Below are 25012 nucleotides of genomic sequence, written 5' to 3' on the forward strand. Positions count from 1 at the left end.
CGGCGTCCCGACGAGGGTCAGGCCTCGCGTCCGCCGGGCGGGCCGACGATGAGCAGCGCCGTGAAGACCGCCGCGACGCCGACCACGCCGAGCACGGTGAGCAGCACCGGTCGGCCGAGGCCCCAGCGCAGCAGCCGGTTCACGACGTTGCCGTCGGCGGGGTGGTCGCCCGCCTCGCGGCGCCAGTCGCCCTCGAGGCGACCACGGCGCACGAGCCAGAGCTCGAACGGCACCGTCGCGTACGGCACGATCGCCGTCACGACGCCGAGCGCCATGAGACCGATGCTCCAGCGCTGGTTCACGCCGACGAGCAGCACGGTCGCGGCGTAGGCGAGGAACACGAACCCGTGGATCGAGCCGCCGACGACGACGGCCACGTCGAGGCCGACGGTCGCCCGGAGGATGAGGCCGGCGATGAGGAGGGTCCAGGTGATCGCCTCGGCGATCGCGAGGCTGCGGAAGAGACGCTGGGGTGACACGATGCTCCTGGGGGTGGGGGTGCCTCCATCCTCGCAAGCGCGGTGGAGCGCGGCATCCGTCGAACGATGGAGGCGGCGGCCGACGGCGCGGTCGGATGCCGCAGGCCTGGGCATGCGGGAGAGGGCGAGCCGATGCACGACGACGACACGACCGATGCGGCCGGAACGACCGACGCGGCGACGAGCGCTCAGGACGGACGCTCGAGCAAGCCTCACGCCGTGGCGGCGTCCGTGTCCGCCGCGGTGGCGCGACCGGCTCGACTCATGCTGCGCGCGGTCCGGACCGAGTCGGCGATCTACGGCGTCGTGCTCGTGAGCGCGCTCATCGCGGTCGGATGGGAGGACGACACCGACCTCGAGGTGCTGCTGTTCACGCTCGGCACGACAGGGGTGTTCTGGCTCGCGCACGTCTACGCGGGCACCATCGCGCGCGAGGAGGGGCCCGAGTCGGGCCGCCCGCGATGGCGCGCGATCCTCGCCGCGGCTCGTCGCTCGGCCGTCGACACGTCGCGCATGCTCCTCGCGATGGTCGTGCCGACCGCCTTCCTCGGGATGGCGGCGCTCGGCTGGCTCGACGAGTACGTCGCGTACTACATCGCCCTCTGGGCGGGCGTGCTCGTGCTCGCGGTGATCGGCTGGTGGACGGCCGCGCGCCGTGGCGGCCCGTGGGGATGGCGCATCCTGAGCGCACTGGTCACGGCGAGCCTCGGGTTGCTCGTGATCTGGCTGAGTTCGCTCGTCCACTGAGCGCTCGTGCACTGAACGCTCGTCCCCCAAGCCCTCGTGGCCGGGCCTGCGCGAACCGACTCGCTCGTGCGCCGAGCACGGCGATAACCTTGCCGGATGCACGAGTCCGAGGTCCGCGCCCTCGTCGAGTCGAAGCTCGCGACGATCCCCGACTTCCCCGAACCCGGCGTCGTGTTCCGCGACCTCACGCCCGTGTTCGCCGACGGACCGGCCTTCCACGCGCTCGCCGAGGCGTTGACGACGCCGTTCGCGGGTCGCTTCGACGTGCTCGCCGGCGTCGAGGCGCGCGGATTCCTGCTCGCAGGGGCCGCCTCGGCGCTGTGTGGCGCGGGCGTCCTGCCCGTCCGCAAGGCGGGCAAGCTCCCGCGCGCCGTGATCCGCGAGGAGTACGCGCTCGAGTACGGCACGGCAGCGCTCGAGGTGCACGAGGGTGAGCTGCCGCCCGGGTCGCGCGTGCTCATCGTCGACGACGTGCTCGCGACGGGCGGCACCGTCGACGCCGCGGCGCGCCTCGTCGAGCGGGCCGGATGGCGCGTCGCCGGCATCTCCGTCGCGATCGAGCTCGAGGCGCTCGACGGCCGGGCGCGGCTCGGCGACCGCTACGAGATCCGCAGCCTGCTGCAGTTCTGAGCGTCCGCGCGGCCCTGGGCGCACGTCAACCCCGTCGCGGCGCACGCGCATCCTCCATACGATCGCGCGATGACCGATACGAACGTGCCCGACTTCTCCGGCCTCCGCGCGCTCTTCATCAACTGCACGTTGAAGCGGAGTCCGGCGACGAGCAACACCCAGGCGCTCATCGACGCGAGCGCGCGCCTCATGCGGCTGCGCGGCGTCGAGGTCGACACCATCCGTCTCGTCGATCACGACGTCGCGACCGGAACCTCTGCGGACATGCGCGAGGAGGGGTGGCCCGCCGATGCGTGGCCCGACGAGATCTGGCCGAGGGTGCGCGCCGCCGACATCCTCATCGTGGCGAGCCCCATCTGGCTCGGCGAGATCGGCTCGATCACCAAGAAGCTCATCGAGCGACTCGACGCGATGTCGAGCGAGACCAACGACCGGGGCCAGTTCGCCTACTACGGCAAGGTCGGCGGCGCGATCATCACGGGCAACGAGGACGGGCTGAAGCACTGCGCGGGCAAGATCCTCTTCAGCCTGCAGCACATCGGCTTCACGATCGCTCCGGCCTCGGACCCAGGGTGGATCGGTGCCGTCGGTCCGGGGCCGAGCTACCTCGACGAGGAGTCGGGCGGTCCCGAGACCGACTTCACGAACCGCAGCCTCACCTTCGCGACGTACAACCAGCTCCATCTGGCGAGCATGCTGAAGCGCGCGGGCGGTATCCCGGCGTACGGCAACGTCGTCGACGCGTGGGAGCGCGGGGAGCGCTGGGACTACGTGCCCAACCCCGAAGGGCTCACGTCCGACGGGTAGCCCGTCACCTCAGCGTGCGCACCGGAACCCGAGGTTGGTCGTGGCGGAGTCCTCGGCCTGCGCGGACCGCGCCGCCGGACGGTAACGGCGGCAGTACTCGGGCGCGCAGAGGTGCGACCCGCCCTTGGTGACGCGCATGGCCTGCGAGGCCGGGACGCCCGCCAGCAGATCGCGGCGCTCGCCGCGATCGACGGATGCCGAGCCGGGCGGCAGGTGACGGGGCGCGAACGCGTCCGCGGTCCACTCCCACACGTTGCCGATCACGTCGACGAGCCCGTAGCCGTTCGGGGGATACGACCCGACCGGCGACGTGCCGCCCCAACCCTCGTTGCGGTAGGGGAAGTCGCCGAGCCAGGTGTTGGCCAGGACCTCGCCCCGCGGCATCCGCTCGTCGCCCCAGGCGTATTCGGCGCCGTCGAGCCCCCCGCGTGCCGCGTACTCCCACTCGGCTTCGGTGGGCAGCCTCCGACCGGCCCATTCGGCGTAGGCTGCGGCGTCGGCGAAGGAGACGTGCACGACCGGGTGGTCGAGCCGGTCGTCGATCGACGACCCGGGGCCGAATGGATGGCGCCACTGGGCGCCCGGCACCCAGCGCCACCACTGCCGCCAGTCGTTCAGGTCGACGGGCCCGGCGGTGGGCGTGAAGACCAGCGAGCCCGGCACGAGCTCGGCCGGATCGGCGCCGGCGAACTCCGCCGGGTCGAGTTCGCGCTCCGCCACGGTGACGCACCCGGTGGTCTCGACGAACTCGGCGAACTGCGCGTTGGTCACAGGGTGCCGTTCGATCGCGAACGGGTCGACGCGGCGCTCGTGCTGCGGCGCCTCCTCGGGGTAATGCCGGTCGGAACCCATCAGGAACGTGCCGCCCGGCAGCTCGACGAGTTCGGTGAGGCCCACCGGCTCAGGCTACGCCCGATCCCCTCGGGTCAGCCCACCCAGAGGGTGCCGTCGGACGTGCCGTCGTCGGTTCCGTCATCCTGGCCGGGGAAGCCGCGGTCGCCGAAGTCGGGTCGGCCGGGCCCGAAGCCGTCGCCGTCGTCGTCCATCCAACCGGGGCCCGTCGGGCCGCCGGCGGGTACGCCTGCGATGCCGTTGAACAGTGCGGCGGCATTCCCCGCGACGAAGCCGCTCGCGAAGCACAGCAGCGCGAGGATGAGCGCGCCGATGGCGAGCACCCAGGCGCGGCGATACCACGAGGTCCGCTGCGGCTCGCGCGGCGTCGCGGCGGCCGGTGGCACCGCGCCTGCGCCGGTCGGCGGCGAGCCGGGGGCGGGCTGGAACATCGGCGGATGCGCGTCGTCCGCCCGCGGCGGGATCGGCTCGGTCGGGGCGGTGGGCGTGCTCGACGCCGCCGGGGTCGTGCTGGTCATCTCGGTCCTCCGGGCATTCGAGCGAGACGGATGTCCCGCACCCGCAGCCTCGGACGCCCGGCTATGCGCGGGCTTTGGCTGGGCCCGGTATCAACCCGGAGTCGCGGCATCCTCAGTTGTTTTGAACCACTCAAAACAACTGGTACGTTCGAGGCATGACGAGCGACGCCCCCCTCGAGTCGGCCGACGCGCACCTGCGCGCCGCCGGGCTCAAGGTGACGGCGCCCAGGCTCGCCGTGCTCGACGCGGTCACCGGCAACGGGCACCTCGACGCCGATGCCGTGCACGAACGCGTCGTCGCGTCACTGCCCGGCGTCTCGCTGCAGTCCATCTACAACGTGCTCGGCGCGCTCAGCGCGACAGGCCTCCTTCGCCGCATCGAGCCGGCCGGCTCGCCCGCGCTGTACGAGAGCCGCATCGGCGACAACCACCATCACGTCGTGTGCACGCGCTGCCACGTCGTCGCCGACATCGACTGCGTGATCGGCGAGCCGCCGTGCGTCGTGCCATCCGACACGGGCGGCTTCGCCATCCACACCGCAGAGGTCACCTTCTGGGGTCTCTGCGCCGACTGCCAGCGGCAGGTCTCCGGCTAGGAGGCATCCGCTCGCCCCGGCGCCCCGCGCGCCGACCGCCCGACCGAGGCGGTGCTCGTCGTGCCCGCACGTCGCGCGCCGCCGCGGTCGCGGCATCCACCCACCGAGAAGAGAAGGACGACATGTCGAACCCCACGACCCCGCCCGTCACCACGACGCAGACCGGAACGCCGGTGTCGAGCGACGCGCACTCGCTCACGATCGGCGCCGACGGCGCCACGGTGCTGCACGACCGGTACCTCGTCGAGAAGCTCGCGCAGTTCAACCGCGAGCGCATTCCCGAGCGCATCGTGCACGCGAAGGGCGGCGGCGCCTTCGGCCGCTTCGAGGTCACGGCGGATGTCTCGGCGTACACGCGCGCGGCCGTGTTCCAGCCGGGTGCCGAGTCCGAGACGCTCCTGCGCTTCTCGTCGGTCGCCGGTGAGCAGGGCTCGCCCGACACGTGGCGGGACGTCCGCGGCTTCTCGCTGAAGTTCTACACGACCGAGGGCAACTACGACATCGTCGGGAACAACACCCCGGTGTTCTTCATCCGCGACGGCATCAAGTTCCCCGACTTCATCCACTCGCAGAAGCGCCTGCCGGGCTCGGGCCTGCGCGACGCCGACATGCAGTGGGACTTCTGGACGCTCTCGCCGGAGTCGGCCCATCAGGTCACCTACCTCATGGGCGACCGGGGCCTGCCGAAGTCGTGGCGTGAGATGCAGGGCTATGGCTCGCACACCTACCAGTGGATCAACGCGGCCGGCGAGCAGTTCTGGGTCAAGTACCACTTCCGCTCGCAGCAGGGCGACCTGCACCTGGATGCCGCGACCGCCGAGGCCATTGCCGGCGCCGACGCCGACTTCTACCGCCGCGACCTGTACGAGGCGATCGAGCGCGGCGAGTTCCCGAAGTGGGACCTCTTCGTGCAGGTCATGCCCTACGAGGACGCGAAGACCTACCGCTTCAACCCGTTCGACCTCACCAAGGTGTGGCCGCACGCCGACTACCCGCTGATCCCGGTCGGCACGCTCACGCTCGACCGCAACCCGCAGAACTTCTTCGCCGAGATCGAGCAGGCGGCCTTCTCACCGGCCAACACCGTCCCGGGGATCGCGATCAGCCCCGACAAGATGCTCATGGCGCGCGTCTTCAGCTACCCCGACGCGCACCGCTACCGCGTCGGCACGAACTACAACCAGCTGCCGGTGAACGCGCCCCACGCGGCATCCGTGCACAACTACTCTCAGGACGGCGCGTCGCGCTACCACTTCGGTGCGCCGACGGCGCCGGTGTATGCGCCGAACTCGTTCGGCGGCCCGGTGGCGTCGCCGGATGTCGCGGGCGAGGGTGGCTGGGAGGCCGACGGCGAGCTCGTCCGCACGGCGTACACGCTCCGCGCGGACGACTCCGACTTCGGCCAGGCGGGAACGCTCTATCGCGACGTGTACTCGGTCGAGGCGAAGGTGCGTTTCCTCGAGACCCTCTCGGGGCAGGCGCACGCGATCTCGATCGACGAGATCCGCGAGCGGTTCTTCCAGTACTGGACGAACGTGGACGCCGAGCTGGGCGCTGCGCTGCGTGCGGCGTACGCGGCGGGCCTGAACGCCGACGCACCGCAGCAACCGGAGGCCGACGAGGAGGACGCCGCGGCGGCCTAGCGGTCGAGTCACCGGGCGGCTCGGCGGGCGAGCGGGCGGGGTGGAGTGGTCGTTCGATCGCTCCACCCCGCTCGCGTGCGGTTCGGCGAGTGGAGAACGCGCTCCCGGGCCTCCCGCCGAGTCGGGCAGCCGTGCCGTACTCTCGACACAGCCGAGCGGGCGTTGCCTCCTCGTCGTCCGTCGCAGGAGGTCTCACATGGGTGTGCAGAACGTCGCGGGAGCGCTGCGGGACTACCGCATCCACCGGTACGTGAACGCGTTCTGCCCAAGGTGCCACGAGGACGACCCCGATCGCGACCTCGACACCGTCCAGCGCCTCTCCGGCTGGCTGGCGGCCTACGACGACGACTCGGTGTGGCTCGAGCGCGGATGCCCCGAGCACGGGGTCGTGCGCACGCTCTACGACGAGTCCGCCGAAGTGCTCTCGTACCTCGAGCAGTGGACCGCGCCGACCAAGTGGCACGCCCCCGACGCCGGCCGAAACTTCAAGCCGGTGCCGAGCGCATACCTCGACGGGCTCCCGGCGATGCAGACGCAGCACACCTGCATCCTGCTCGAGGACCTCACCGACCACTGCAACCTGCGCTGCCCGACGTGCTTCGCGGAGTCCGGGCCGGCGGCCACGGCGACCGCCCCGCTCGCGGAGGTGCTCGCCTCCGTCGACGACCGGCTGGCGAAGGAGAACGGGCGACTCGACGTGCTCATGCTCTCCGGCGGCGAACCGACGCTCTACCCGTGGCTGGAGCAGCTCGTGGAGCAGTTGGTCGCGCGCCCCATCGTCCGCATCCTGATCAACTCGAACGGCCTGCGCATCGCGAACGACGACGCCTTCGTCGAGTTCCTGAAGCTGCACCGCGAACGCGTCGAGGTGTACCTGCAGTACGACGGCGAGAGTCCCGAGGCGTCGCGGTTCCATCGTGGGGCCGACATCCGTCGGTTCAAGGAACGCGCGATCGAGCGGCTGAGCGCGGCCGGCGTCTTCATGACCCTCACGATGACCGCGGCGAAGGGCGTGAACGACGGCGAGATCGGCGCAGTCATCCGCCGGGCGATGACGACGCCGTACGTGGGCGGCGTGACCATCCAGCCCGTGTTCGGTTCGGGCCGCAACTCCGGTATCGACCCCGAGGATCGCCTCACCCACGGCGGCGTGCTCAAGCGCCTGGAGCCGCAGACGAACGGCGAGATCACCTGGCGGGACCTCACGGCGCTGCCGTGCTCGCACCCGCACTGCTGCTCGGTCGGCTACTTCCTGCTCGACGATGCGAAGGAGTGGAAGTCGCTGACGAGCATCATGGGGCACGACCGGCTCAAGGGCTTCCTCGACCTCAATCCCGACCTCATCGCCAACCGCATCGCCGACAGTGAGGTGAACACGCGGATGAAGGAGGCGGTGAAGCACTCGTTGCTCGACCTGTTCAGCGAGCAGTCGAGCCTCTCGCACCCCTCGATGTCCGACATCTGGCGCGACATCTGCACCAACTGCGACCTCGGCATCGGCACGCTCACGAAGCTGGCGACGTCCGCGCTGCCCGGCCAGCACACGCGGTTGCGCAAGTTCCTCGGCGAGCGCGTCCTCCGCATCACGGTCAAGCCCTTCATGGACATGAACACGATGATCGAGGAGCGACTCACCCAATGCTGCGTCCACGTCGCCACGGTCAACGACGACACCGGAGCGCACCAGTGCGCGCCGTTCTGCGCCCTGCAGGCCTGGGCGCCGCTCTCGCGGCAGCGCCTCTCCACGGCCACGGCCCGCAATGCGCTCGATCGTGCCGGCGATCGGTCCCGCGTGCCCCTCGGGGAGGTCATCCCGGTCGGCGAGCCGGCGTGAGGCGATCGAGATGACGACCGACTCGGGGCTGCGCCGGTACGACGAGCACGTGGGACTGCCGTTCGACCCGCTGCGCCTCTGCGTGTTCGCGACGATCGCGCTGCTCACGTGCGTGTTCGGGCCCTTGTCGCTGCTCGTGTTCGCCGTCATCGCGATCCGCGGGTACGCCCGTGCCCGTCGTGCCGGGCTGTTGCAGTCGCGCTGCAAGCTCGGCGACACCCGCAACGTGCTCGCGTACCTCATCGCGCTCGCGGTGCTCGCCGTCGCGGCCGTGCCGCTCTGGCTCGGCATGTGGATGTCGCTCATCACCCATGGAATCGGCTGACGCGTGTATCCGACGCTCGACTCGTTCTGGAGCGCACTCCCCGCGATCGACACGCATGGGGTCTTCGTCGCCCTCGGGCTGGCGGCCGGCGGACTCGTGTTCCTCGTCGAGCAGCGGCGCCGTGGGGTCGCCGACCCGCGGATCCCGGCCCTCCTCGCGGGGACCCTGCTCGGCGCCGCCGTGTTCTCGCGCCTGGGCACGTGGGCCCAGCACCTCGACCCTCGCGAGAATCTCACGCTCATCGAGCAGCTCGCGCGCGGCAACGCATCGATCCTGAGTGCGCTGGTGGGGGCGTGGCTTGGTCTGCATGTCGCCAAGCGCCTCACCGGGTATCGGGAGCGCACCGGCGACCTCTTCGCGCCGGCCGTCGCCGTCGCCCTCGCCATCGGCCGAGTCGGGTGCTTCCTCACCGAGCGTCCGGGCACGCCGACCGGTGCCGACTGGGGCCTGATCGTGGCGCCGGAGGCGGCCGCCAGGCTCGGCGTGCCCGCGGCGGTGCCGTTGCACCCGAGCTTCCTGTACGAGATCGCCTTCCACGCGGCTGCGTTCTGCGTGCTGTGGCTGTGGTTGCGTCGGACGCGGATCGCGCCGGGGGAGCTCCTGACGCTCTACATCGGCGCGTACGCGGTCTTCCGGTTCTGGGTCGAGTTCGTGCGTGGCAACGACGTGGCGTGGATCGGCCTGACCAGGCCGCAACTGTTCCTCCTCGTGACCATCCCGTTGTTCGTCGCGCGCATCGTGTGGTTGATCGCGCGCGGGCGATTCCTCGAGCGGACGGCGCCCGACCAGGCGAACCACGTGCTCCACCAGCAGCAGGACATCGACGAGGGAAGGACGGTGGGCGGTGCCGGGAACGGATGACCACGACGAGCAGTTGGGGCCGGGCGACGAGGAATCGCGCGACCCCTCGGTACAGCCCGACGCTGAGCAGCGCAATGCCGAGGAGGGCTGGGTCCCGCCCGCTCCGCAACCGGGGTCGGTGCCGGGCGGCGGAGCGACGCCGGCGGCACCGTTCCAGCCGGGTGCGAGGCCGGCGCCGGGAGCGCCCGCCCCGGGTCTGAGCACCGGTGCAGGCATCGGCATCGGCTCGGGCATCGGATGCGGCGCGGTCGCCATCGCATTCGTGCTCGGGGTGCTCCTGGCGGCGGGGCAGGCCACTGGATCCGGCCTGACGCTCGCGATCGTCTGCGCGGTCCCCCTGCTCGTGGGCATCGGCCTGCTCTTCAGCCGCAGGACGCGCAGCGTCGGCATCGGCGTGCTCATCGTGGCATCCGCCGCGTGGATCGTGCTCATCGGACCGTGCGTGGGCGTGCTCGGGTTTTGACGCCGGAACGAGCGTCCGCCGAGCGCGACCGAAGGCAGGGTCGCGTGACTACGCCTCGACGAGGGTGCGTCGCACGACGCTCGTGAAGAATCCCAGCCCGTCGATGCCCGAGCGCATCGCGGCGGCGGTGTCGGGCCCGAAGCCCGGCTCGACCGCGTGCTCGGGGTGCGGCATGAGGCCGACGACGTTGCCGCGCTCGTTCGAGATGCCCGCGATGTCGCGCAGCGAGCCGTTGGGGTTCACGTCGACGTAGCGGAACACCACGCGACCCTCGCCCTCGATCCGGTCGAGCGTCTCCTCGGAGGCGATGAAGCCGCCCTCGCCGTTCTTCAGCGGGATCGTGATCTGCTGGCCTGCGTCGAACTCGCGCGTCCAGTCGGTCGACGCATTCTCGACGCGCAGCACCTGGTCGCGGCAGATGAAGGAGCCGTGGTCGTTGCGGATGAGGCCGCCCTCGAGCAGGTGCGCCTCGGTGAGCATCTGGAAGCCGTTGCAGATGCCGAGCACCGGCATCCCCTTGTTCGCGGCGTCGACGACCTCGGTCATGATCGGGCTGAGCGACGCGATGGCCCCGCAACGCAGGTAGTCGCCGTAGCTGAATCCGCCGGGCAGGATGAGGGCGTCGACGCCCTCGAGGTCGTGCGAGCCGTGCCAGAGGGCCACGGGCTCGCCGCCCGCGAGCCGAACGGCGCGCTGCGCGTCGCGGTCGTCGAGCGAGCCGGGGAACGTGATCACGCCGATGCGCATGCGGAGGCCTCCGGGGTGGGGTCGGTCGGTCAGTGGGTCTCGCCCGCGGGGGCGTCGTAGCCGTCGTGATGGGCGGATGCCGCGCCGACCGCCTCCTCGGCGAGCTCGGCGTTGGACTGCTCGTAGTGGATGCCCACGACGTCCTCGATCACGGAGTTGGACAGCACGTTCTCGGCGAGCGCCGCGACCTCGGTCTTGACGTCGTCGTCGATCGGGCCGTCGACCGTGAGTTCGAACCGCTTGCCCACGCGCACCCCCGAGATCGAGCCGTGGCCGGTGCGGGCCAGCGCGCCGGCCACCGCCTTCCCCTGGGGGTCCAGCAGCTCGGCCTTGGGCATCACTTCGACGACGATGGTGGGCACTGCGGTGCTCCGTTCGATGGGGGAGGTGCGGATGCCTCGATTCTACCGGTGCCGCGGAAACCCCCCCGCTCGTCAGACGTCGCGGCCGTAGACTGCCGCCGTGGCCGGTCCGGTGACTGGGCGCGAGCGGCTCTCGGCGGCCGACGCGTCGAACTTGGTGATGGACGCGCACGACCAGGTGAACGTGTTCCTCATGGCCGGCGTGCTCGGGCCCGGTGGTCCGATCGGCGGAGACGGCTCGCCGGATGTCGCGGCGCTCCGGACCGCGTTCGCGGCGGTCGTGCCATCCGCCCCGCGCCTGTCGCAGCAGATCGTGCCGGATGGCCGGAAGTTCGCGTGGGAGCCGGTCTCACTCGACCTCTCGGAGCACGTGCGGCTCGTCGATCCCGTAGACGGCCTCTCCGGTCTCGAAGCGCTCTGCGCTCAGCTCATGGTCACGCCGTTGCCTCTCGACCGCCCGCTCTGGGAACTCCTGCTCGTGCCCGGCGTCGCGCCTCGACGCACCGGCCTCGTGTTCCGCATCCACCACGCGATGGCCGATGGCGTCGCCGCGGTCCGGCTCATCGAACTCCTGCTCGACCCGGGTGCGATGGAGAACGGGTCGGATGTCGCGGCGCTCGGATCGCCCGCGGTTGCGAAGCCCCGATCCATCGACGAGGCGGTGGTCCAGCCGGCGGCTCGCGTGAGCCCCAGCCTCCGCACGAGATGGCGCACGCTCGCGTCGGGCGTGGAGCGCACGACCGCGGTGTTCCGCCACGCCGTGCCGCGCACCGCGCTGCTCGGCCCGATCGGCCCCCGGCGCGGCATCGCGTTCGTCGACATGCCGCTCGATGCGCTCGGCGCCGGCGCCGTCACCGCCGGCGCGACGATCAACGACGCGCTCCTGACGGCGGTGGTGGCGGCCGCCGAGGGGGCGCTGCGGGCGCGAGGCGAGCCCGTTCCGCAGGTCCTCCCCGCCACCGTGCCGGTCGCTCTCGCCGACCGAGGCCGCTCCGGCAACGCCGTCGGCGTGATGCTCGTGCCGCTGCCCACCGGTATCGCGGATGTCGCAACCCGCCTGCGTCGCGTCGCCGAGCTGACACGGCCCCGCAAGGCGGACGCGCGCGCCCGCGGCACGTTCGAACTCACCCGCACGCGAGTCGGCACGATGCTGTTCTCCCGGTTCGTTCGGTACCAGCGGCTCATCGTGATGTTCGTGTCGAACGTGCGCGGGCCGCGCCATCCGCTCGCGCTGGCCGGAGCCCCGCTCGAGCACGTCTGGCCCATCGGGCCGGTCCAGGGGAACGTGCGGCTCGGCGTGGCGGCGCTCTCGTACGACGGCCTGCTCCGATGCGGCGTGCACGTCGATGCCGACGCGCTCGACGCGGAGGTGTTCGGCGACGCCCTGCGGCGCGAACTCGAGCGGGTGGCCGCGCTCGCCGGGGCGGCGAACGACGTTCCGGGCTAGGCGGGCTGCGCCATCCGCTCGGCTCGATGGCGGCGAAGCACCACGACGAGCAGTACGGCCGCGGCGACCTGGAGCACGACCACGGTCACGATGAGCACGGGAACGTTCCCGTAGAGCGCACCCGCGATCGACGCGCCCGCGAGCGCCCCGACGCCCTGGAACACCGCGAACCAGCCGTACGCCGAGCCCCGCTGCTCGGCCGGCACGAGGTCGGCGACGAGCGCCTTGACCGTGGAGTCCTGCACGCCCGTCGCAAGTCCCCAGATCACGACGCCGAGCACGACCAGCCCGATCGTGCCGGCGAGCGTGAACCCCGGCACGAAAGCGGTGAGCAGCGGCACCGCGAACAGGATGGCGGAGCCCGCCCGGTCGTACACCCACCCCGTGGCGAGCGCGCCGACGGCGGCGGCCGCCATGCCCGCGGCGTAGACGAGCGGGACGCCGGCGACGGGAACGAGGTCGGCGGCCACGAGGTGGAACGACACGACGCCGAAGCTCAGCAGGCCGAAGGTGGTGAGTGCCGCGAAGGTCGCGAACAGCAGGAACGTGGTGCGCACGTGTGTCGGGATCGCACTGAGGCCCGACAGGCGGGAGAGCGCCGAGGTGCGGCGGCGCGGCCGTGCCGTGGCGTCGGAGGCAGGCTCGGGCGTGGGCTCAGCAGCGGGCGTCGGCTCCGTCGCGGGTGAAACGGGGCGGTACACGCTCGTGTCGGGCACGCGCGCCCGCAGCCACGCGAGCAGCACCATCGCGATCACCGCCGGGATCGCGAGCGCGAGGAACGCGGGCCACAGCTCGCCCGTGAGCGCCGCGATCGCGGCGAGGACGAGCGGACCGGCGAACGCGCCGATCTGGTCGAGCAGCTTGTGGACGCCGAACCCCTTGCCCCGCCCGACCACGCCCGCCGCATCGGCCAGCAGCACCGTCTTCGCGGGACCGCGGACCGCCTTGCCCGTGCGCTCGACGAGGATCAGCGTGCTCGCGGCCGCCAAGGAGGCGGTGCCGAGTACCGGCGTGAACGCGAGGAGCGGGACGCTGACCGCGCTCATCGCATATCCGACGATCGTGAAGCCCCAATACCCGGAGGTGCGGTCGGCCCACGGGCCGGTCACGAGGCGCAGCACGAGCGCGATCGCCGTGGCGGCCCCGGTGACGATGCCGACGAGCGCTGCTGACGCGCCGAGTTGCTCGAGCAGCGCGCCCCCGACCGAGATCGCGCCGTCGGACACCATGTCGATGAAGAGGCTCACGAACCCGAGCCCGAGGACCATCGACCACGGGCGCAGGCCGGGGGTTCGCGTCGTCGTCGTGTCCGTCACGCAGTGGAGACTATCGCCGGAAGATCGCCCGGACGACCGCCCCGACGCCGACCAGGAGCACGATTCCGGCCGCTGCGGCGAGCGCGAGGACGAGCCCCGGGTTCTCGCGATACTTCTCCTCGACCCATTCCGCGGCGTCCTCGAGGAGATCCTCGGCATCGTCGAGGGTGTCCTCGGCGAGAGCGCGTGCCTGGCTCGCCGCATCCGCGACCGCCGCGGCGCCCCGGTCGGCGGCGTCGGCCGCGGCACTGCGCATCGCGTCGAGCGCGTCGTCGGCCTCGCCCGCGGCCCGATCGGCTGCGGCCTTCGCCTCGCCGATCGCCTGCTCGACCCGGTCGTCGAGGTCCTCGACGCCGGGGCCGGGTCCGTTCGTCGCATCCGTCATGAGCCCGTCCCTTCGGTGGGAGCGTCTGCGCCGCCGTCCTTCCGGCGGGCGCCGGCGCGTGATGCCGCCATGCTACGCGCGTCGGCGGCCTCCGGGTCGGTCCGAGCGGCGGCCGCGGCGGCCTCGGTGTCCATCGACGTCACGGGCTGCTTCGGGTCGGGCTGCGGAACGCCCGGGGTGCCGTACGAACCGCTCATCGGCGGCGCCCGAGTCCCCGCGCGATCGCGCCGAGGAGGACGACCGCGCCGACGGCCGCACCGATCACGACGCCCGGGCGGCGCCGGTACTCCTCCTTGATGCGCTCGGTCCAGTCGGACGTGACGCGCTTGGCCTGGTCGGCGAACTCGTCGAGGTCGGCGCTCTGCGCCGCCTCGCGGAGCTTTGCACCGGCCTGCTTCGCGGCGTCGGCGGCGGCGTCGGCGATCTTGCCCACGGGTGATCCGGACGGCGCGCCCACCGAGTCGACGGCCTCGCGCTCGCCGGGGTTCACGTCCTCGCCCGGGCCCGCGGGCGAGGCGGTCGAGGTCGTCGAACCGGTCGAACTCGTCGAACTCGTCGAACCGGTCGATCTCGCCGACGCGCCCGAGCCGGTGCCGGACGCCGTGCTCGAGCCGGAGGCATCCGCTTCGACCGCCTCCGAGCCGATCGGCGGGGTCGGCGGCATCTCGGTCGACTTCCCGGAGGTCCCGGTGGACGTCGTGCCCGCGGTCGTGGCGGCGTCGCTGCGTGTCGTGTTCTCGTCGCTCATGCTCGTCGCTCCTTCGGTCGCGGCGCGCCCTCTCAGGTCGAGGGCGTCGCGCTCTCCACGGCAGTCTGACCCGGAGCGTCGCGAGCGTCGAGGGCGTTGACACGCCCGGACCCGGCGCCTAGACAGACGCGCTCGAACCCGGCGCCGACGGCGGTGGCGGCCGGAGCTCAGGCGAGTCCGGCCCGCTCGGCGAGCACCTCGCGCAGGACGACCCGCGTGGCGTCCAGGCCGCGGTGGACCTCCTCGAAGCTCGTCGAGAGCGGTGCGAGGCCGATGCGCAGTCCGCCGACATCGCGGTAGTCGGGGATCACGTCGCGCTGCCAGAGCCGCGCGGTCACCTCGCGCATCGCGGGGTGCTGCAGGATCACGTGCCCGCCGCGCTCCTCGGGATCGCGCGGACTGCCGAGCGTCACGCCGAGCGGCCCGAGCCACGCGTCGGCGAGGTCGATCGCATACGACGTGAGGGCGACCGACTTCGCGCGGACCGCCGCCATGCCCGCCTCCTCGATCATCGCGAGCGTCTCGCGCATCGCGATCATCGCCGAGATCGGCGACGTGCCGCTGACGAACCGGCGGATGCTGCGCGCGGGCACGTACTCGGGTCCCATCGCGAACAGGTCGGCGGTGCCGAACCATCCCTGGATCGGCTGGCGGAGGACGGTGTGCAGGTCGTCCCGAACGTACGCGAACGCGGGGGAGCCGGGCCCGCCGTTGAGGTACTTGTACGTGCAGCCGACGGCGAGGTCGAACTCCCAGCGGTCGGCGTGCACGGGCACCGATCCGGCGGAGTGGCAGAGGTCCCACAGCACGAGGGCTCCGGCGTCGTGTGCGATCCGCGTGAGCTCCTGCGCGTCGGCGATGAACGCGGAGCGGTACGAGACGTGGTTGAGCACGACGAGCGCGGTCTGCGGCCCGACCGCCTCGGCGAGCTGCTCGGAGCTCACGCCACGCGTCAGGTCGACGTCGATCCAGCGGAGGTGGCATCCGGTCTCGTGCGCGATGCCCTCGAGCACGTACCGGTCGGTGGGGATGTTGTCGCGGTCGACGACGATCTCGCGGCGCTGCGGGTCGCGGGCGAGCTGCCCGTCGATCGCTGCCCGGGCGAGCTTGTACAGCAGCACCGTCGTCGAGTCGCCGATGACCGTCTGCCCGGCCTTGGCCGCGATGACGGCGCGGCCGATCTGGTCGCCGATCTCGTAGGGCAGCTGCAGCCACGCCTCGTCCCAGCCCCGGATGAGCCGGCCGCCCCATTCCTCGCGCATGAACCGCTCGACGCGCTCGATCGCGGCCGCCGGCGGGCGGCCGAGCGAGTTCCCGTCGAAGTACACGAGCTCGGAGTCGGCGCCGACGAAGCGCTTGCGGTAGTGCGCGAGGCCGTCGGCGCGGTCCATCCGCCGGGCGTAGGCGAGCAGGGGATCCATGGTCAGCTGGGCTCCAGTTCCTCGGCGGGCAGGATGCGGGCGGTCGCCAGCCATGCGGCGACGGCGTCGGGATCGGCGAGCCGCTCGGCGTCGGGCGGTGCGCCCGGCACGAACGTCGCGATCCCCGCGTCGGTCCATGCCCCGGTCGCGTCGGGCCACGGGTCGGCGAGGGCCGCGATGACGTCGGATGCCGCGAGCCCGGCGCGCACGAGCGCGGCGACCTCCACGGCGTTCACGCCGGGCGCCAGCTCGCCGTTGCCGAAGTCGGTGCCGTAGAGCACACGCCCGCCCGCCGCGCGGAAGCGCCGGACGTTGTCGATCGCGATCGCGGCGACCGCGTCGTCGTCGCGCACGTGGATCGCGAGCGTCGAGATCCACGCCTGGCCGGCCGCCGCGGCGCGGCTGATGAGCGCATCGTCGAGCCGCTCGGTGAACGGCGCGTGGACGAGCACGTCGACGCCCGCGTCGATCGCGAGCTGCGCCATCCGCTCGCCCTCGGCATGCGCCGCGACGGGCAGGCCGCGCGCGTGGGCGGCCGAGACGACCGCTTCGAGCGTGGGCCGGTCGAGCACGGGGCCCGCGACCGAGTTGAGCGCGACCTTGATGACGGATGCCCCGAACGACCGCTGCTCGTCGACCGCGGCCTCGACGGGACCGGCGAGCGCGTGATGCGCGCGCTCCCGCGCGCGCTCCGCGTCGGCGCGGGCGCCGCCGTCGCCGTCGCCGTCGACCGACGGCAGTTCGCGGACGCTCCCCCGGGCCGCCACGGCCGGTCGGACGGGTAGCCGCCGATCGCCGTCAGGAACGCCCCGGCGTACCGCACGTGCGGCAGCCCCTCGGTGCGTGCGATGCCCGCGATGGCGCCCGGGTCGGCGCCGAGGTCGACCACCGCAGCGATGCCGCCCGCGACCGCGTCATCGGCCGTCGCCAGCTGGAGGTGCACGTGGTGGTCGACCAGGGGCGGGAGCATGGTGCCCGTCTCGCCGGGGTGGTCGCCGTTGAGCGACCGACGCACGCGGCGGGCGAGCGGGCCGAGCGCGTCCGTCGCGCTCATCCGGGGATCTCGGTTCGGACGGCGTACAGCTCGGGGAAGAACGTCAGTTCGAGCGCGCGGCGGAGGAACGGCGCGCCGCTCGACCCGCCCGTGCCGGTCTTGGAGCCGATGATGCGCTCGACGGTCTTCAGGTGGCGGAAGCGCCAGAGCTGGAAGTTGTCCTCGAGGTCGACGAGCTCCTCGCAGGTCTCGTAGGCGGCCCAGTTGTGGTCGGGGTCGGCGTAGATGCGGGCGAAGACCGCGACGAGTTCGGGTCGGTAGGTCCACGCGAGGGTCACGTCGCGTTCGAGCACGTCGGCCGGGATGTCGTAGCCGGCCCGCGCGAGCAGTCGCAGGAACTCGTCGTACAGGCTCGGCGCCTCGAGCGCGCGGCGCACGATCGCCGACGCGGCGGGGTCGGACGCGAAGACCTGCATCATCGTCGCGTTCTTGTTGCCGAGCACGAACTCGACCGCGCGGTACTGGTAGGACTGGAACCCGCTCGCGTTGCCCAGTACGCCGCGGAACTGCGCGTACTCGCTCGGCGTGAGCGTCGCGAGCACCGACCACTGCTCGGTGAGGGTCTTCTGGATGTGCTTGACGCGAGCGATGCACTTCAGGGCGGGGGCGAGGTCGTCGGCGCGCAGGAACTCGCACGCGGTCTCGAGCTCGTGCAGCACGAGCTTGAGCCAGAGCTCGGTCGTCTGGTGCTGGATGATGAACAGCAGCTCGTCGTGGTGCTCGGGCCGCGAGATCGGGCGCTGCGCCGCCAGCAGCGTGTCGAGGTCGAGGTAGCCCCCGTAGCTCATGCGGTCGCTGAAGTCGGTGACGACGGATGCCTCGATGCGCCGCGTGTTCGCCTCGACACCGCCGTCGCCGCTCGGCCGGGTTCGAGCGCGCTCGTCGTCGGATGCCACGCCGACAGCCTAGCCAGCGAGCGGAGGCGTGCGTCAGGGTGCGGGACGGGCGACCTGTCCGGCCGCCCGGACGGTCGGCGGTCGCGCGTAGGCTCGCCCGCATGGGGGAGACGTACCGATTCCGGAGCCGGGTCTACCGCTGGGAGGAGCGGGCGACCGACTCCTGGTTCTTCGTCGACGTGCCCGCCGAGGAGTCGGCCGACATCGCCGACCGTCCGCGGATGCCGCGCGGCTTCGGCTCCGTCCGAGTCGAGGCGACGATCGGCGCGACGACCTGGCGCACCTCGATCTTCCCCGGCGGCGAACGGTACGCGCTGCCCCTCAAGAAAGCCGTGCGTTCGGCCGAGGGCATCGAGCCCGACGATGAGGTCGAGGTCCGCATCCGCACGCTCGAGTGACGGTCGGGGATGCGGGCGCGCGGCGGGCGCCCCCCATCGCCCCTGTGCGATGACGCCCGCCGCACCGCCCCCTCTCCCCCGAGAGGCCGGCCCCTCCGAGTGAAACGGAGTACCCACTCCGTATCCTAGTCCATCCGCGCCGGCCTGCTCCACCGCCGGTCCTCACGCGACGCGCGGGCGAACGATGCGGCGCGGCGCCGACCGGGCGTAGATTTGTGAGGTGGGCTCGACCGCGTCGCCGCGCCGCGATGCGCGACGGAATCACGAACGCCTCCTCGTCGAGGCGAGGCGCCTCTTCGCCGAGCGTGGCATCGACGCGCCGCTCGACGAACTCGCGAATCGCGCGGGTGTCGGGGCCGGAACCGTCTACCGCCACTTCCCCACCCGCGACGCCCTGATCCGCGAGCTCTACGACGACGCGGTCGGCGACCTGCGCCGCTTCGCGCCCGAGATCCTCGGCGCCGAGACGGGCTGGGCCGCGATCGAGCTCTGGCTCGAGAAGGTGTCGGAGTGGCTCACCGAGTCGCCGTACCTTCCGGCTGTGATGCGTCGCGTGGCCGAGCTCGAACCCGACCATCGTCCGGGCGCGGAGTTCAAGGAGACGATGGACCAGATCGTCGAGCGTGCGCACGCCGAGGGCACGCTGCGTCCCGACGCGACCGGCGTCGATCTCAGCGTCCTCGTCGACATGCTCGGTTCCCTCGGCCAGTACGGCGGTGCCTACCTGCCGTTCTGGCGCCGGCAGCTCGCGGTCGTGCTCGACGGGCTGCGCGCACGGCCCGACCTCACTCCGCTCCCGGGCGCCGCGCTCGAGTTCGAGGTCTTCCACGACATGTCGCACCAGAAGCGCGCCGCCGACTGACCGGCCTGCGACGGGAGAAGGTCCGTCCCAGGCGAGGCGCAGGACGAACGGCCCCTCGGGCCTCGCCGCCGCGACCTACCGTGGGACGCCGACGGCACCCGTTTCCACGGTGCCGCGAGGGAGGGAACCGACCATGGGAATGGACAACCTGCTGCTGTACGTGGCCACGTACGACACCGCCGCGGCGGCGACCGAGGACTACCGACGCCTGCAGGACGCCAAGGAGGCCGACCTCGAGCTGGTGTCCTCGGTGGTCGTGCACCGGGACGACGACGGCAAGGTCACGGTCGACGAGCACGGCACCGGGCAGGTCGGGAGCGGCGCGCTCATCGGCGGCGCCGCCGGGCTCGTCGTGGGACTCTTCGCTCCGCCGCTGCTGGCCGCGACCGCAGTCGGCGCCGGTGTGGGCGCCATCGCGGGCAAGCTCGCCGAGCGCCACGAGGAGAAGAAGATGGGCGTGGACCTCGAGGAGACGCTCCCGAAGGGATCCTCCGCGATCGTGGCGGTGATCGACGACCGCTACCTCGATCGGATCGACGCCGCACTGGACAAGTCGCTCAAGCAGGTCCAGAAGGCGATCGATCGCGACGACTACGAGGCGTTGCAGAAGGCGATCGACGAGGGCGGCGACGCGGTCGCGAGGGCGATGAGCTCGTAGATCGGGTCGGATCGGCGATCGAACCGTCAGAGGCCGAGCGTCAGCCGCTCCACGAGGGCCCGATAGCGCTCCGCCGTCTGCTCGACGATCTCGGCGGGAAGCGCGGGCGGCTGCTCCGACTCATCCTGGTCCCAATTGGCGGCGAGCCAGTCGCGCACGATCTGCTTGTCGAAGCTGGCCATGCGCACCTCGGGGGTGCCGCCGGTGAGGTATGCCTCGAGATCCCAGTAGCGACTCGAGTCGCTCGTGAGCACCTCGTCGGCCAGCGTGACGATGCCGGTCTCGCGATCGGCGCCGAACTCGAACTTCGTGTCGGCGAGGATGAGCCCGCGCTCCTCGGCCACGGTCGAGGCGTGCTCGAACACGTCGAGCGAGATCGCGCGCAGCTGTTCGGCGACCGTCTCGCCGACGAGTTCGACGGTGCGCTCGTACGAGATGTTCTCGTCGTGTTCGCCCATCGGCGCCTTCCACGCGGGCGTGTAGATCGGCTCGGGCAGGCGGTCGCCGTCGGACAGGCCCTCAGGCAGCGCGATGCCGCTGATCGCGCCGGTCTCGCGGTACTCCCGGTACCCGCTGCCGGTGAGGTAGCCCCGCACGACGCATTCGATCGGGAACATGTCGAGCGAGCGGCACAGCATCGCCCGGTCGGCGAGGTCGGCCGGGATCGGCGGGAGGTCGTGCCGATCGTCCTCGGCGTACGCCAGGTGGTTCGGCACCTGGGGCAGCTGGTCGAACCACCAGCGGGTGAGCGCCGTGAGCAGCGCCCCCTTGCCGGGGATCGTCGGCTCGAGCACCTGGTCGAACGCGCTCACGCGGTCGCTCGCCACGACGAGCACGACGGGAGACGCGTTCAGCGGGTCGCCCGTCCACGTGTCGTCGTCGGTCATCAGGTCGGTGGGCACGTACAGGTCGCGCACCTTGCCCGAGTACACGTGCGTCCATCCGTCGAGGTCGCCGGGGTCGGTCATCCTCGCCCTCCTCTCACTCGCGCTCGGTCGGCGCGGTCGTCGCTCACTCCGCGACGCGCGCGGCGATGTCGGTGCGGTATTGGCCGCCGTCGAGTCGCAGGTGCCCGAGCGCCTCGTACGCCCGCCGCCGCGCCTCGGCGAAATCGCCGCCGATCGCGACCACGTTGAGCACGCGGCCGCCCGTCGCGACGAGGTGCGGTTCCGCGTCGTCGGCGCTCGTGCCGACCGCGGTCGCCGCGTGCGCCACGTGCACGCCCGGCACGGCCTCCGCCGCCTCGAGCCCGTCGATGCGACGCCCGGTCAGGGGCGACTCGGGGTAGCCCTCGCTCGCGAGCACGACCGTGACCGCGGAATCGGGCCGGAACTCGGGCCGAGCGTGCTCGGCCAGCCGGCCGGTCGCGGCCGCGTACAGCAGCCCCGACAGCGGGGTGGCCAGGCGCGGCAGCACGACCTGCGTCTCGGGGTCGCCGAAGCGCGCGTTGAACTCGATGACGCGGATGCCGCGGCTGGTGAGGATGAGGCCGGCGTAGAGCAGGCCGATGAACGGCGTCTGCTCCTCGTCGAGCTGCCGGATGGTGGGCAGCGCGATGGTCTCGATGACCTCGTCGACGAACGCCTGCTCGCTTCCGAAGCCCTCGGCGAGCCACGGCAGCGGCGAATACGCGCCCATTCCCCCGGTATTGGGGCCCTCGTCGCCGTCGCGGAGGCGCTTGTAGTCCTGCGCGGGCGAGAGCGGCAGCACGTTCGAGCCGTCGGAGAGGAGGAACAGCGACACCTCCTGGCCGTCCAGGAACTCCTCGATGAGCACTGGGCCCTGCTGGAGGTAGTGCGCGGCGTGCGCGAGGGCCGCCTCGCGATCGTCGGTGACGAGCACGCCCTTGCCGGCGGCGAGGCCGTCGGCCTTGATCACGTACGGGGCGCCGAACTCGTCGAGCGTCGCGACGACCTGCGGCAGGGAGTCGGCGAGGTTGGCGCGGCCGGTCGGCACGCCCGCGGCCTCCATGATGCGCTTGGCGAAGGTCTTGGAGCCCTCGAGCTGCGCGGCCGCCTTGCCCGGGCCGAACGTCGCGATGCCGCGCGTGCGCAGCGCGTCGGCGACCCCGGCGACGAGCGGCGCCTCCGGGCCGATGACCACGAGCTCGATGTCGTTGTCGAACGCGTAGTCGGCGACCACCACCGGGTCGGTCGGGTCGAGCGCGATGGTCTCGACGCTGCCGCGCGACGACGACGTGGCGGATGCGGCGATGCCGGCGTTGCCGGGTGCGGCGACGATCTCGTGGCCAGCCTCCTCGTCGAGCAGGGCCAGGATGATGGCGTGCTCGCGCGCGCCCGAACCGAGGACGAGGATTCTCACCCCGTCAGGCTACCGGAGGGGCATCCGGCGCTGCGGCGCGTGACGGGGTCCGGGTGGGGGAGGATGGACGCCATGGCACGAGCGCGCATCGCGGACGACCTGGGCCGCGCGGCGGTCGGCGTGGTGGTGCGCGTCGGCGGCATCGACGGCGCCGGCAGCGAGCCATCCGTCGACCGTAGGACGCTCGCGCTCGCGGTGCGCTACACGCTGCAGCTGCTCGCCGAGCAGTCGCCGGGTGGGGCGGTCGAGGTGCGCGTTCCGCCGTTCGGCGCCGTGCAGTGCGTCGAGGGGCCGCGGCACACGCGTGGCACGCCGCCGAACGTCGTCGAGACGGATGCCGCGACCTGGCTCGCCCTCGCGACCGGGTCCCTCGCGTGGTCAGACGCGCGATCCTCCGGTCGCGTGCACGCGTCGGGGCAGCGCGCCGACCTCGAGGGAGTCGTCCCCGTGATCGACGCCGAGCGCGTGCGCTGAGTCCGCCACCGCACGTGTCGGCGAGCTGGGGGAGAATGGTCTCGTGAGCGATGTCCCCAGGAGCCCCGAGCCGATCGAGCCCGAGCAGGAGCCGAGCGAGCCGTCGACGGCCGCGCCGGAGGCATCCGTCGCCCGCCGTGACGATGACGCCGACGCGCCCCACCCCAAGGTGGCGCGCATGGACGTCGATCCCGATGCGCCCGACGCCGAGCACCTCGAGACCGAGCGGACGAACGACTCGGTGTCGGTCCGCCGCGCCCCGCGCTACCCGGCGTTCATCGTCGCGGGCATCGTGCTCGGCGCGGTCCTCGCGCTCGTGCTGACCTTCGCGTATCCCGAGAACGGCGAGTTCGACCGCGGGCAGGTCTTCGGCTTCATCGTGCTCTGGTGCGCCGCCTTCGGCGCGGCACTCGGCGGCGTCGTCGCCCTCATCGTCGACCGCCGTCTCGCGAAGCGCCGCGGCTCGGCCGTCGCCGAGCACGAGTCCACCCACTTCGTGGACGGCGACTCGCCTAGCTGAGCTGGGTTCGCTCCACCCAGTCGAGGTACTCGGGCGTCACGGTGCCGGTGACGTACTCGCCCGTGAAGCACGAGAGGTCGAGCTCGGTGATGCCGGTCCCGTCGGTGATCGCGGCCTGGAGGTCGGCGACCTCCTGGTAGATCATGTGGTCGGCGCCGAGCTCGCGGGCGATCTCGGGGATCTTCTTGTCGTGCGCGACGAGCTCGCGGCGGCTCGGCATGTTGATGCCGTAGACGTGCGGGTAGCGCACCGGCGGCGCCGCCGACGTGAAGGTGACCTTGTTGGCGCCGGCGGCGCGGGCCATCTCGACGATCTCCTTCGACGTGGTGCCGCGGACGATCGAATCGTCGACGATGAGGATGTTCTTCCCCCTGAACTCGGTGCCCATCGCATTGAGCTTCTGGCGCACCGATCGCTTGCGCTGCGCCTGGCCCGGCATGATGAACGTGCGGCCGACGTAGCGGTTCTTGTAGAAGCCCTCGCGGTACTCGATGCCCAGCTTCTGGGCGACCTGCATGGCCGCGGGCCGGGACGAGTCGGGGATCGGCATGACGACGTCGATGTCGCCCTTGTCCATGTGCGTGGTGATCGTGCTCGCGAGACGGTCGCCCATGCGCAGTCGCGCCTCGTACACCGAGATGCCGTTCATCACGGAGTCGGGTCGCGCGAGGTAGACGTACTCGAACGAGCACGGCACGAGGCGCGGGTTGGTCGCGCACTGGCGCGAGATCATCTCTCCGTCGAGCGTGATGAAGATCGCCTCGCCCGGCTCGACGTCGCGGACGACCTCGTAGTCGCCGTTCTCGAGCACGAGCGACTCGGATGCGACGATCCACTCGGTCTTCCCGCCATCCGTCGTGCGCTTGCCGAGGATGAGGGGGCGGATGCCGAACGGGTCGCGGAACGCGAGCAGGCCGTACCCGGCGATCATGGCGATGACCGCGTACGAGCCCTCGACGCGCTCGTGCACGTGCGAGACGGCCTGGAAGACCTGATCGGGGTCGAGCTCGAGGCCGGTGATCTGGCCCTGCAGTTCGGTCGCGAGGACGTTCAGCAGCATCTCGGTGTCGCTCGTGGAGTTCACGTGCCGGCGGTCGATGCGGAACAGGTCCTGCGAGAGCTCGCGCGTGTTCGTGAGATTGCCGTTGTGGACGAGGATGATGCCGTACGGCGCGTTCACGTAGAACGGCTGCGCCTCCTCCTCGCGCTCGGCGGCGCCCTTGGTGGTGTACCGCACGTGGCCGAGGCCCATGGTGCCGAGCAGCGACCGCATGTCGCGCGTGCGGAAGGCCTCGCGCACCTGGCCGCGCGCCTTCGTCATGTGGAAGACGGGACCGTCGGCGGTCGCGATGCCCGTCGAGTCCTGGCCTCGGTGCTGCAGCAGGAGCAGGCTGTCGTAGATCTGCTGGTTGACGGGCTCGGTGGAGACGATGCCGACGATGCCGCACATGCGAGCGATGGCTCCTCGTGGGGTGGGGAAGCGTCCGAGCTGGACGGTCCATCATCCCATATGCGCGCGTGTGAGCCGGCTGGGCGGATGCTGCTGCTCAACTGAGCGGCGGTGGCTTCGACCGCGCACCGACCGTTCGGCTGCATGCGCGATCCCGCACGTCAGCGCAGAACTCGGCAGCCTAATCCGGGAGATCG

Annotated in this window: 29 protein-coding genes; 15 read left to right on the plus strand and 14 right to left on the minus strand. The window is 71.9% G+C overall.

All coding sequences use genetic code 11. The features are described 5' to 3' along the window. Positions 1–17: 17 nt before the first annotated feature. Positions 18–479 carry a DUF3817 domain-containing protein gene (locus BLT99_RS16030; RefSeq protein WP_229724534.1) on the minus strand — a complete coding sequence of 154 codons (462 nt, stop codon included), beginning with the start codon at positions 477–479 and terminating at the stop codon, positions 18–20. A gap of 132 nt (positions 480–611) precedes the next feature. Between BLT99_RS16030 and BLT99_RS16035 the strand changes: the two genes are divergently transcribed. From BLT99_RS16035 to BLT99_RS16045, 3 genes are all read left to right on the plus strand, one after another. Further along, positions 612–1226 carry a hypothetical protein gene (locus BLT99_RS16035; RefSeq protein WP_133988522.1) on the plus strand — a complete coding sequence of 205 codons (615 nt, stop codon included), beginning with the start codon at positions 612–614 and terminating at the stop codon, positions 1224–1226. Between the two features lie 96 nt (positions 1227–1322). Then, the gene (locus BLT99_RS16040; RefSeq protein WP_092674718.1) at positions 1323–1856 is read left to right on the plus strand and encodes an adenine phosphoribosyltransferase; all 534 of its coding nucleotides are present in this window, start codon (positions 1323–1325) and stop codon (positions 1854–1856) included. A 69-nt stretch (positions 1857–1925) separates the two neighbouring features. Then, positions 1926–2663 (plus strand): flavodoxin family protein, encoded by a 738-nt coding sequence (locus BLT99_RS16045; protein ID WP_092674720.1) that lies wholly within the window; start codon positions 1926–1928, stop codon positions 2661–2663. Between the two features lie 9 nt (positions 2664–2672). Here the strand turns inward: BLT99_RS16045 and BLT99_RS16050 are convergent, their stop codons facing one another. Beyond that, a complete protein-coding gene (locus tag BLT99_RS16050) occupies positions 2673–3560 on the minus strand; it encodes a formylglycine-generating enzyme family protein (protein WP_092674723.1) in 888 nt (295 codons plus the stop codon). A 29-nt stretch (positions 3561–3589) separates the two neighbouring features. Continuing rightward, positions 3590–4033 (minus strand): hypothetical protein, encoded by a 444-nt coding sequence (locus BLT99_RS16055; protein WP_092674726.1) that lies wholly within the window; start codon positions 4031–4033, stop codon positions 3590–3592. A 155-nt stretch (positions 4034–4188) separates the two neighbouring features. On the opposite strand from BLT99_RS16055, the gene BLT99_RS16060 reads away from it, so the two are divergent. The 6 genes from BLT99_RS16060 to BLT99_RS16085 all read left to right on the plus strand — a co-directional run bounded on the left by BLT99_RS16060 (position 4189) and on the right by BLT99_RS16085 (position 9755). After that, on the plus strand, positions 4189–4629 hold the full coding sequence (locus BLT99_RS16060) for a Fur family transcriptional regulator (RefSeq protein ID WP_092674729.1): 441 nt from the start codon (positions 4189–4191) through the stop codon (positions 4627–4629). Between the two features lie 122 nt (positions 4630–4751). After that, the gene (locus BLT99_RS16065) at positions 4752–6272 is read left to right on the plus strand and encodes a catalase (protein ID WP_092674731.1); all 1521 of its coding nucleotides are present in this window, start codon (positions 4752–4754) and stop codon (positions 6270–6272) included. A gap of 196 nt (positions 6273–6468) precedes the next feature. Next, positions 6469–8106 carry a radical SAM protein gene (locus BLT99_RS16070; RefSeq protein WP_092674734.1) on the plus strand — a complete coding sequence of 546 codons (1638 nt, stop codon included), beginning with the start codon at positions 6469–6471 and terminating at the stop codon, positions 8104–8106. A 10-nt stretch (positions 8107–8116) separates the two neighbouring features. After that, on the plus strand, positions 8117–8431 hold the full coding sequence (locus BLT99_RS16075; protein WP_092674736.1) for a hypothetical protein: 315 nt from the start codon (positions 8117–8119) through the stop codon (positions 8429–8431). Positions 8432–8434: 3 nt separating this feature from the next. Beyond that, positions 8435–9292, plus strand: coding sequence for a prolipoprotein diacylglyceryl transferase (locus BLT99_RS16080; RefSeq protein WP_092674739.1), 858 nt, complete (start codon positions 8435–8437; stop codon positions 9290–9292). Continuing rightward, positions 9276–9755, plus strand: a complete 480-nt coding sequence (locus BLT99_RS16085) for a hypothetical protein (RefSeq protein WP_092674741.1) — start codon at positions 9276–9278, stop codon at positions 9753–9755. Before BLT99_RS16080 ends, BLT99_RS16085 begins: the two co-directional genes overlap by 17 nt. 48 nt (positions 9756–9803) lie before the next feature. Here the strand turns inward: BLT99_RS16085 and purQ are convergent, their stop codons facing one another. Both purQ and purS read right to left on the minus strand, forming a co-directional pair. Then, on the minus strand, positions 9804–10502 hold the full coding sequence (purQ, locus tag BLT99_RS16090) for a phosphoribosylformylglycinamidine synthase subunit PurQ (RefSeq protein ID WP_092674744.1): 699 nt from the start codon (positions 10500–10502) through the stop codon (positions 9804–9806). 29 nt (positions 10503–10531) lie between these two features. After that, on the minus strand, positions 10532–10864 hold the full coding sequence (gene purS, locus BLT99_RS16095; RefSeq protein WP_166670906.1) for a phosphoribosylformylglycinamidine synthase subunit PurS: 333 nt from the start codon (positions 10862–10864) through the stop codon (positions 10532–10534). Between the two features lie 100 nt (positions 10865–10964). Between purS and BLT99_RS16100 the strand changes: the two genes are divergently transcribed. Next, positions 10965–12311 (plus strand): wax ester/triacylglycerol synthase domain-containing protein, encoded by a 1347-nt coding sequence (locus tag BLT99_RS16100; RefSeq protein WP_092674747.1) that lies wholly within the window; start codon positions 10965–10967, stop codon positions 12309–12311. Here the strand turns inward: BLT99_RS16100 and BLT99_RS16105 are convergent. From BLT99_RS16105 to kynA, 6 genes are all read right to left on the minus strand, one after another. Beyond that, positions 12308–13627 (minus strand): MFS transporter, encoded by a 1320-nt coding sequence (locus BLT99_RS16105; protein ID WP_229724532.1) that lies wholly within the window; start codon positions 13625–13627, stop codon positions 12308–12310. The two genes, BLT99_RS16100 and BLT99_RS16105, sit on opposite strands and share 4 nt — an antisense overlap. Before the next feature lie 10 nt (positions 13628–13637). Beyond that, positions 13638–14012, minus strand: a complete 375-nt coding sequence (locus BLT99_RS16110) for a hypothetical protein (RefSeq protein ID WP_092674749.1) — start codon at positions 14010–14012, stop codon at positions 13638–13640. 193 nt (positions 14013–14205) lie between these two features. Further along, the gene (locus BLT99_RS16120) at positions 14206–14760 is read right to left on the minus strand and encodes a hypothetical protein (RefSeq protein ID WP_092674753.1); all 555 of its coding nucleotides are present in this window, start codon (positions 14758–14760) and stop codon (positions 14206–14208) included. Between the two features lie 167 nt (positions 14761–14927). Continuing rightward, positions 14928–16181 carry a kynureninase gene (locus tag BLT99_RS16125; protein ID WP_172802988.1) on the minus strand — a complete coding sequence of 418 codons (1254 nt, stop codon included), beginning with the start codon at positions 16179–16181 and terminating at the stop codon, positions 14928–14930. A gap of 2 nt (positions 16182–16183) precedes the next feature. Continuing rightward, on the minus strand, positions 16184–16948 hold the full coding sequence (locus tag BLT99_RS16130; protein ID WP_231945692.1) for an amidohydrolase family protein: 765 nt from the start codon (positions 16946–16948) through the stop codon (positions 16184–16186). 283 nt (positions 16949–17231) lie between these two features. Further along, positions 17232–18131, minus strand: coding sequence for a tryptophan 2,3-dioxygenase (kynA, locus tag BLT99_RS16135; RefSeq protein WP_166670905.1), 900 nt, complete (start codon positions 18129–18131; stop codon positions 17232–17234). 101 nt (positions 18132–18232) lie between these two features. Between kynA and BLT99_RS16140 the strand changes: the two genes are divergently transcribed. The 3 genes from BLT99_RS16140 to BLT99_RS16150 all read left to right on the plus strand — a co-directional run bounded on the left by BLT99_RS16140 (position 18233) and on the right by BLT99_RS16150 (position 20049). Continuing rightward, complete coding sequence (locus BLT99_RS16140; RefSeq protein WP_092674757.1) at positions 18233–18529, plus strand: DUF1905 domain-containing protein; 297 nt, start codon at positions 18233–18235, stop codon at positions 18527–18529. 220 nt (positions 18530–18749) lie between these two features. Beyond that, entirely contained in the window at positions 18750–19391 is a 642-nt protein-coding gene (locus BLT99_RS17795; protein WP_133988520.1) for a TetR/AcrR family transcriptional regulator, read from the plus strand. A gap of 133 nt (positions 19392–19524) precedes the next feature. Further along, entirely contained in the window at positions 19525–20049 is a 525-nt protein-coding gene (locus BLT99_RS16150) for a DUF1269 domain-containing protein (protein ID WP_092674761.1), read from the plus strand. 26 nt (positions 20050–20075) lie between these two features. Here the strand turns inward: BLT99_RS16150 and BLT99_RS16155 are convergent, their stop codons facing one another. Both BLT99_RS16155 and purD read right to left on the minus strand, forming a co-directional pair. Continuing rightward, positions 20076–21017 (minus strand): phosphoribosylaminoimidazolesuccinocarboxamide synthase, encoded by a 942-nt coding sequence (locus tag BLT99_RS16155; protein WP_092674763.1) that lies wholly within the window; start codon positions 21015–21017, stop codon positions 20076–20078. Between the two features lie 43 nt (positions 21018–21060). Next, positions 21061–22371 (minus strand): phosphoribosylamine--glycine ligase, encoded by a 1311-nt coding sequence (gene purD / locus BLT99_RS16160; RefSeq protein ID WP_092674765.1) that lies wholly within the window; start codon positions 22369–22371, stop codon positions 21061–21063. A gap of 72 nt (positions 22372–22443) precedes the next feature. Here purD and BLT99_RS16165 point away from each other — a divergent pair, with 72 nt between their 5' ends. Next, positions 22444–22845: a sterol carrier family protein gene (locus tag BLT99_RS16165; protein ID WP_092674767.1), complete on the plus strand. Its 402-nt coding sequence runs from the start codon at positions 22444–22446 to the stop codon at positions 22843–22845. Between the two features lie 43 nt (positions 22846–22888). Continuing rightward, positions 22889–23365: a hypothetical protein gene (locus tag BLT99_RS18125; RefSeq protein ID WP_229724530.1), complete on the plus strand. Its 477-nt coding sequence runs from the start codon at positions 22889–22891 to the stop codon at positions 23363–23365. Here BLT99_RS18125 and purF read toward each other — a convergent pair. Next, positions 23358–24815: an amidophosphoribosyltransferase gene (gene purF / locus BLT99_RS16175; protein ID WP_092674769.1), complete on the minus strand. Its 1458-nt coding sequence runs from the start codon at positions 24813–24815 to the stop codon at positions 23358–23360. The genes BLT99_RS18125 and purF overlap by 8 nt on opposite strands. Positions 24816–25012 lie beyond the last annotated feature (197 nt).

Origin of the sequence: Agromyces flavus (assembly GCF_900104685.1) — a bacterium.
Classification (GTDB): domain Bacteria; phylum Actinomycetota; class Actinomycetes; order Actinomycetales; family Microbacteriaceae; genus Agromyces; species Agromyces flavus.

Bases quoted from the DNA above. Each gene is read 5' to 3' on its own strand.
- BLT99_RS16165 (WP_092674767.1), top strand. From the start codon at position 22,444: ATGGCACGAGCGCGCATCGCGGACGACCTGGGCCGCGCGGCGGTCGGC.
- BLT99_RS16155 (WP_092674763.1), bottom strand. From the start codon at position 21,017: ATGACCGACCCCGGCGACCTCGACGGATGGACGCACGTGTACTCGGGC.
- BLT99_RS16040 (WP_092674718.1), top strand. From the start codon at position 1,323: ATGCACGAGTCCGAGGTCCGCGCCCTCGTCGAGTCGAAGCTCGCGACG.
- purF (WP_092674769.1), bottom strand. From the start codon at position 24,815: ATGTGCGGCATCGTCGGCATCGTCTCCACCGAGCCCGTCAACCAGCAG.
- BLT99_RS16110 (WP_092674749.1), bottom strand. From the start codon at position 14,012: ATGACGGATGCGACGAACGGACCCGGCCCCGGCGTCGAGGACCTCGAC.
- BLT99_RS16140 (WP_092674757.1), top strand. From the start codon at position 18,233: ATGGGGGAGACGTACCGATTCCGGAGCCGGGTCTACCGCTGGGAGGAG.
- BLT99_RS16150 (WP_092674761.1), top strand. From the start codon at position 19,525: ATGGGAATGGACAACCTGCTGCTGTACGTGGCCACGTACGACACCGCC.
- purQ (WP_092674744.1), bottom strand. From the start codon at position 10,502: ATGCGCATCGGCGTGATCACGTTCCCCGGCTCGCTCGACGACCGCGAC.
- BLT99_RS16125 (WP_172802988.1), bottom strand. From the start codon at position 16,181: ATGGATCCCCTGCTCGCCTACGCCCGGCGGATGGACCGCGCCGACGGC.
- BLT99_RS16120 (WP_092674753.1), bottom strand. From the start codon at position 14,760: ATGAGCGACGAGAACACGACACGCAGCGACGCCGCCACGACCGCGGGC.
- BLT99_RS16075 (WP_092674736.1), top strand. From the start codon at position 8,117: ATGACGACCGACTCGGGGCTGCGCCGGTACGACGAGCACGTGGGACTG.
- BLT99_RS16070 (WP_092674734.1), top strand. From the start codon at position 6,469: ATGGGTGTGCAGAACGTCGCGGGAGCGCTGCGGGACTACCGCATCCAC.
- BLT99_RS16060 (WP_092674729.1), top strand. From the start codon at position 4,189: ATGACGAGCGACGCCCCCCTCGAGTCGGCCGACGCGCACCTGCGCGCC.
- BLT99_RS16045 (WP_092674720.1), top strand. From the start codon at position 1,926: ATGACCGATACGAACGTGCCCGACTTCTCCGGCCTCCGCGCGCTCTTC.
- BLT99_RS16055 (WP_092674726.1), bottom strand. From the start codon at position 4,033: ATGACCAGCACGACCCCGGCGGCGTCGAGCACGCCCACCGCCCCGACC.
- BLT99_RS16065 (WP_092674731.1), top strand. From the start codon at position 4,752: ATGTCGAACCCCACGACCCCGCCCGTCACCACGACGCAGACCGGAACG.
- BLT99_RS16035 (WP_133988522.1), top strand. From the start codon at position 612: ATGCACGACGACGACACGACCGATGCGGCCGGAACGACCGACGCGGCG.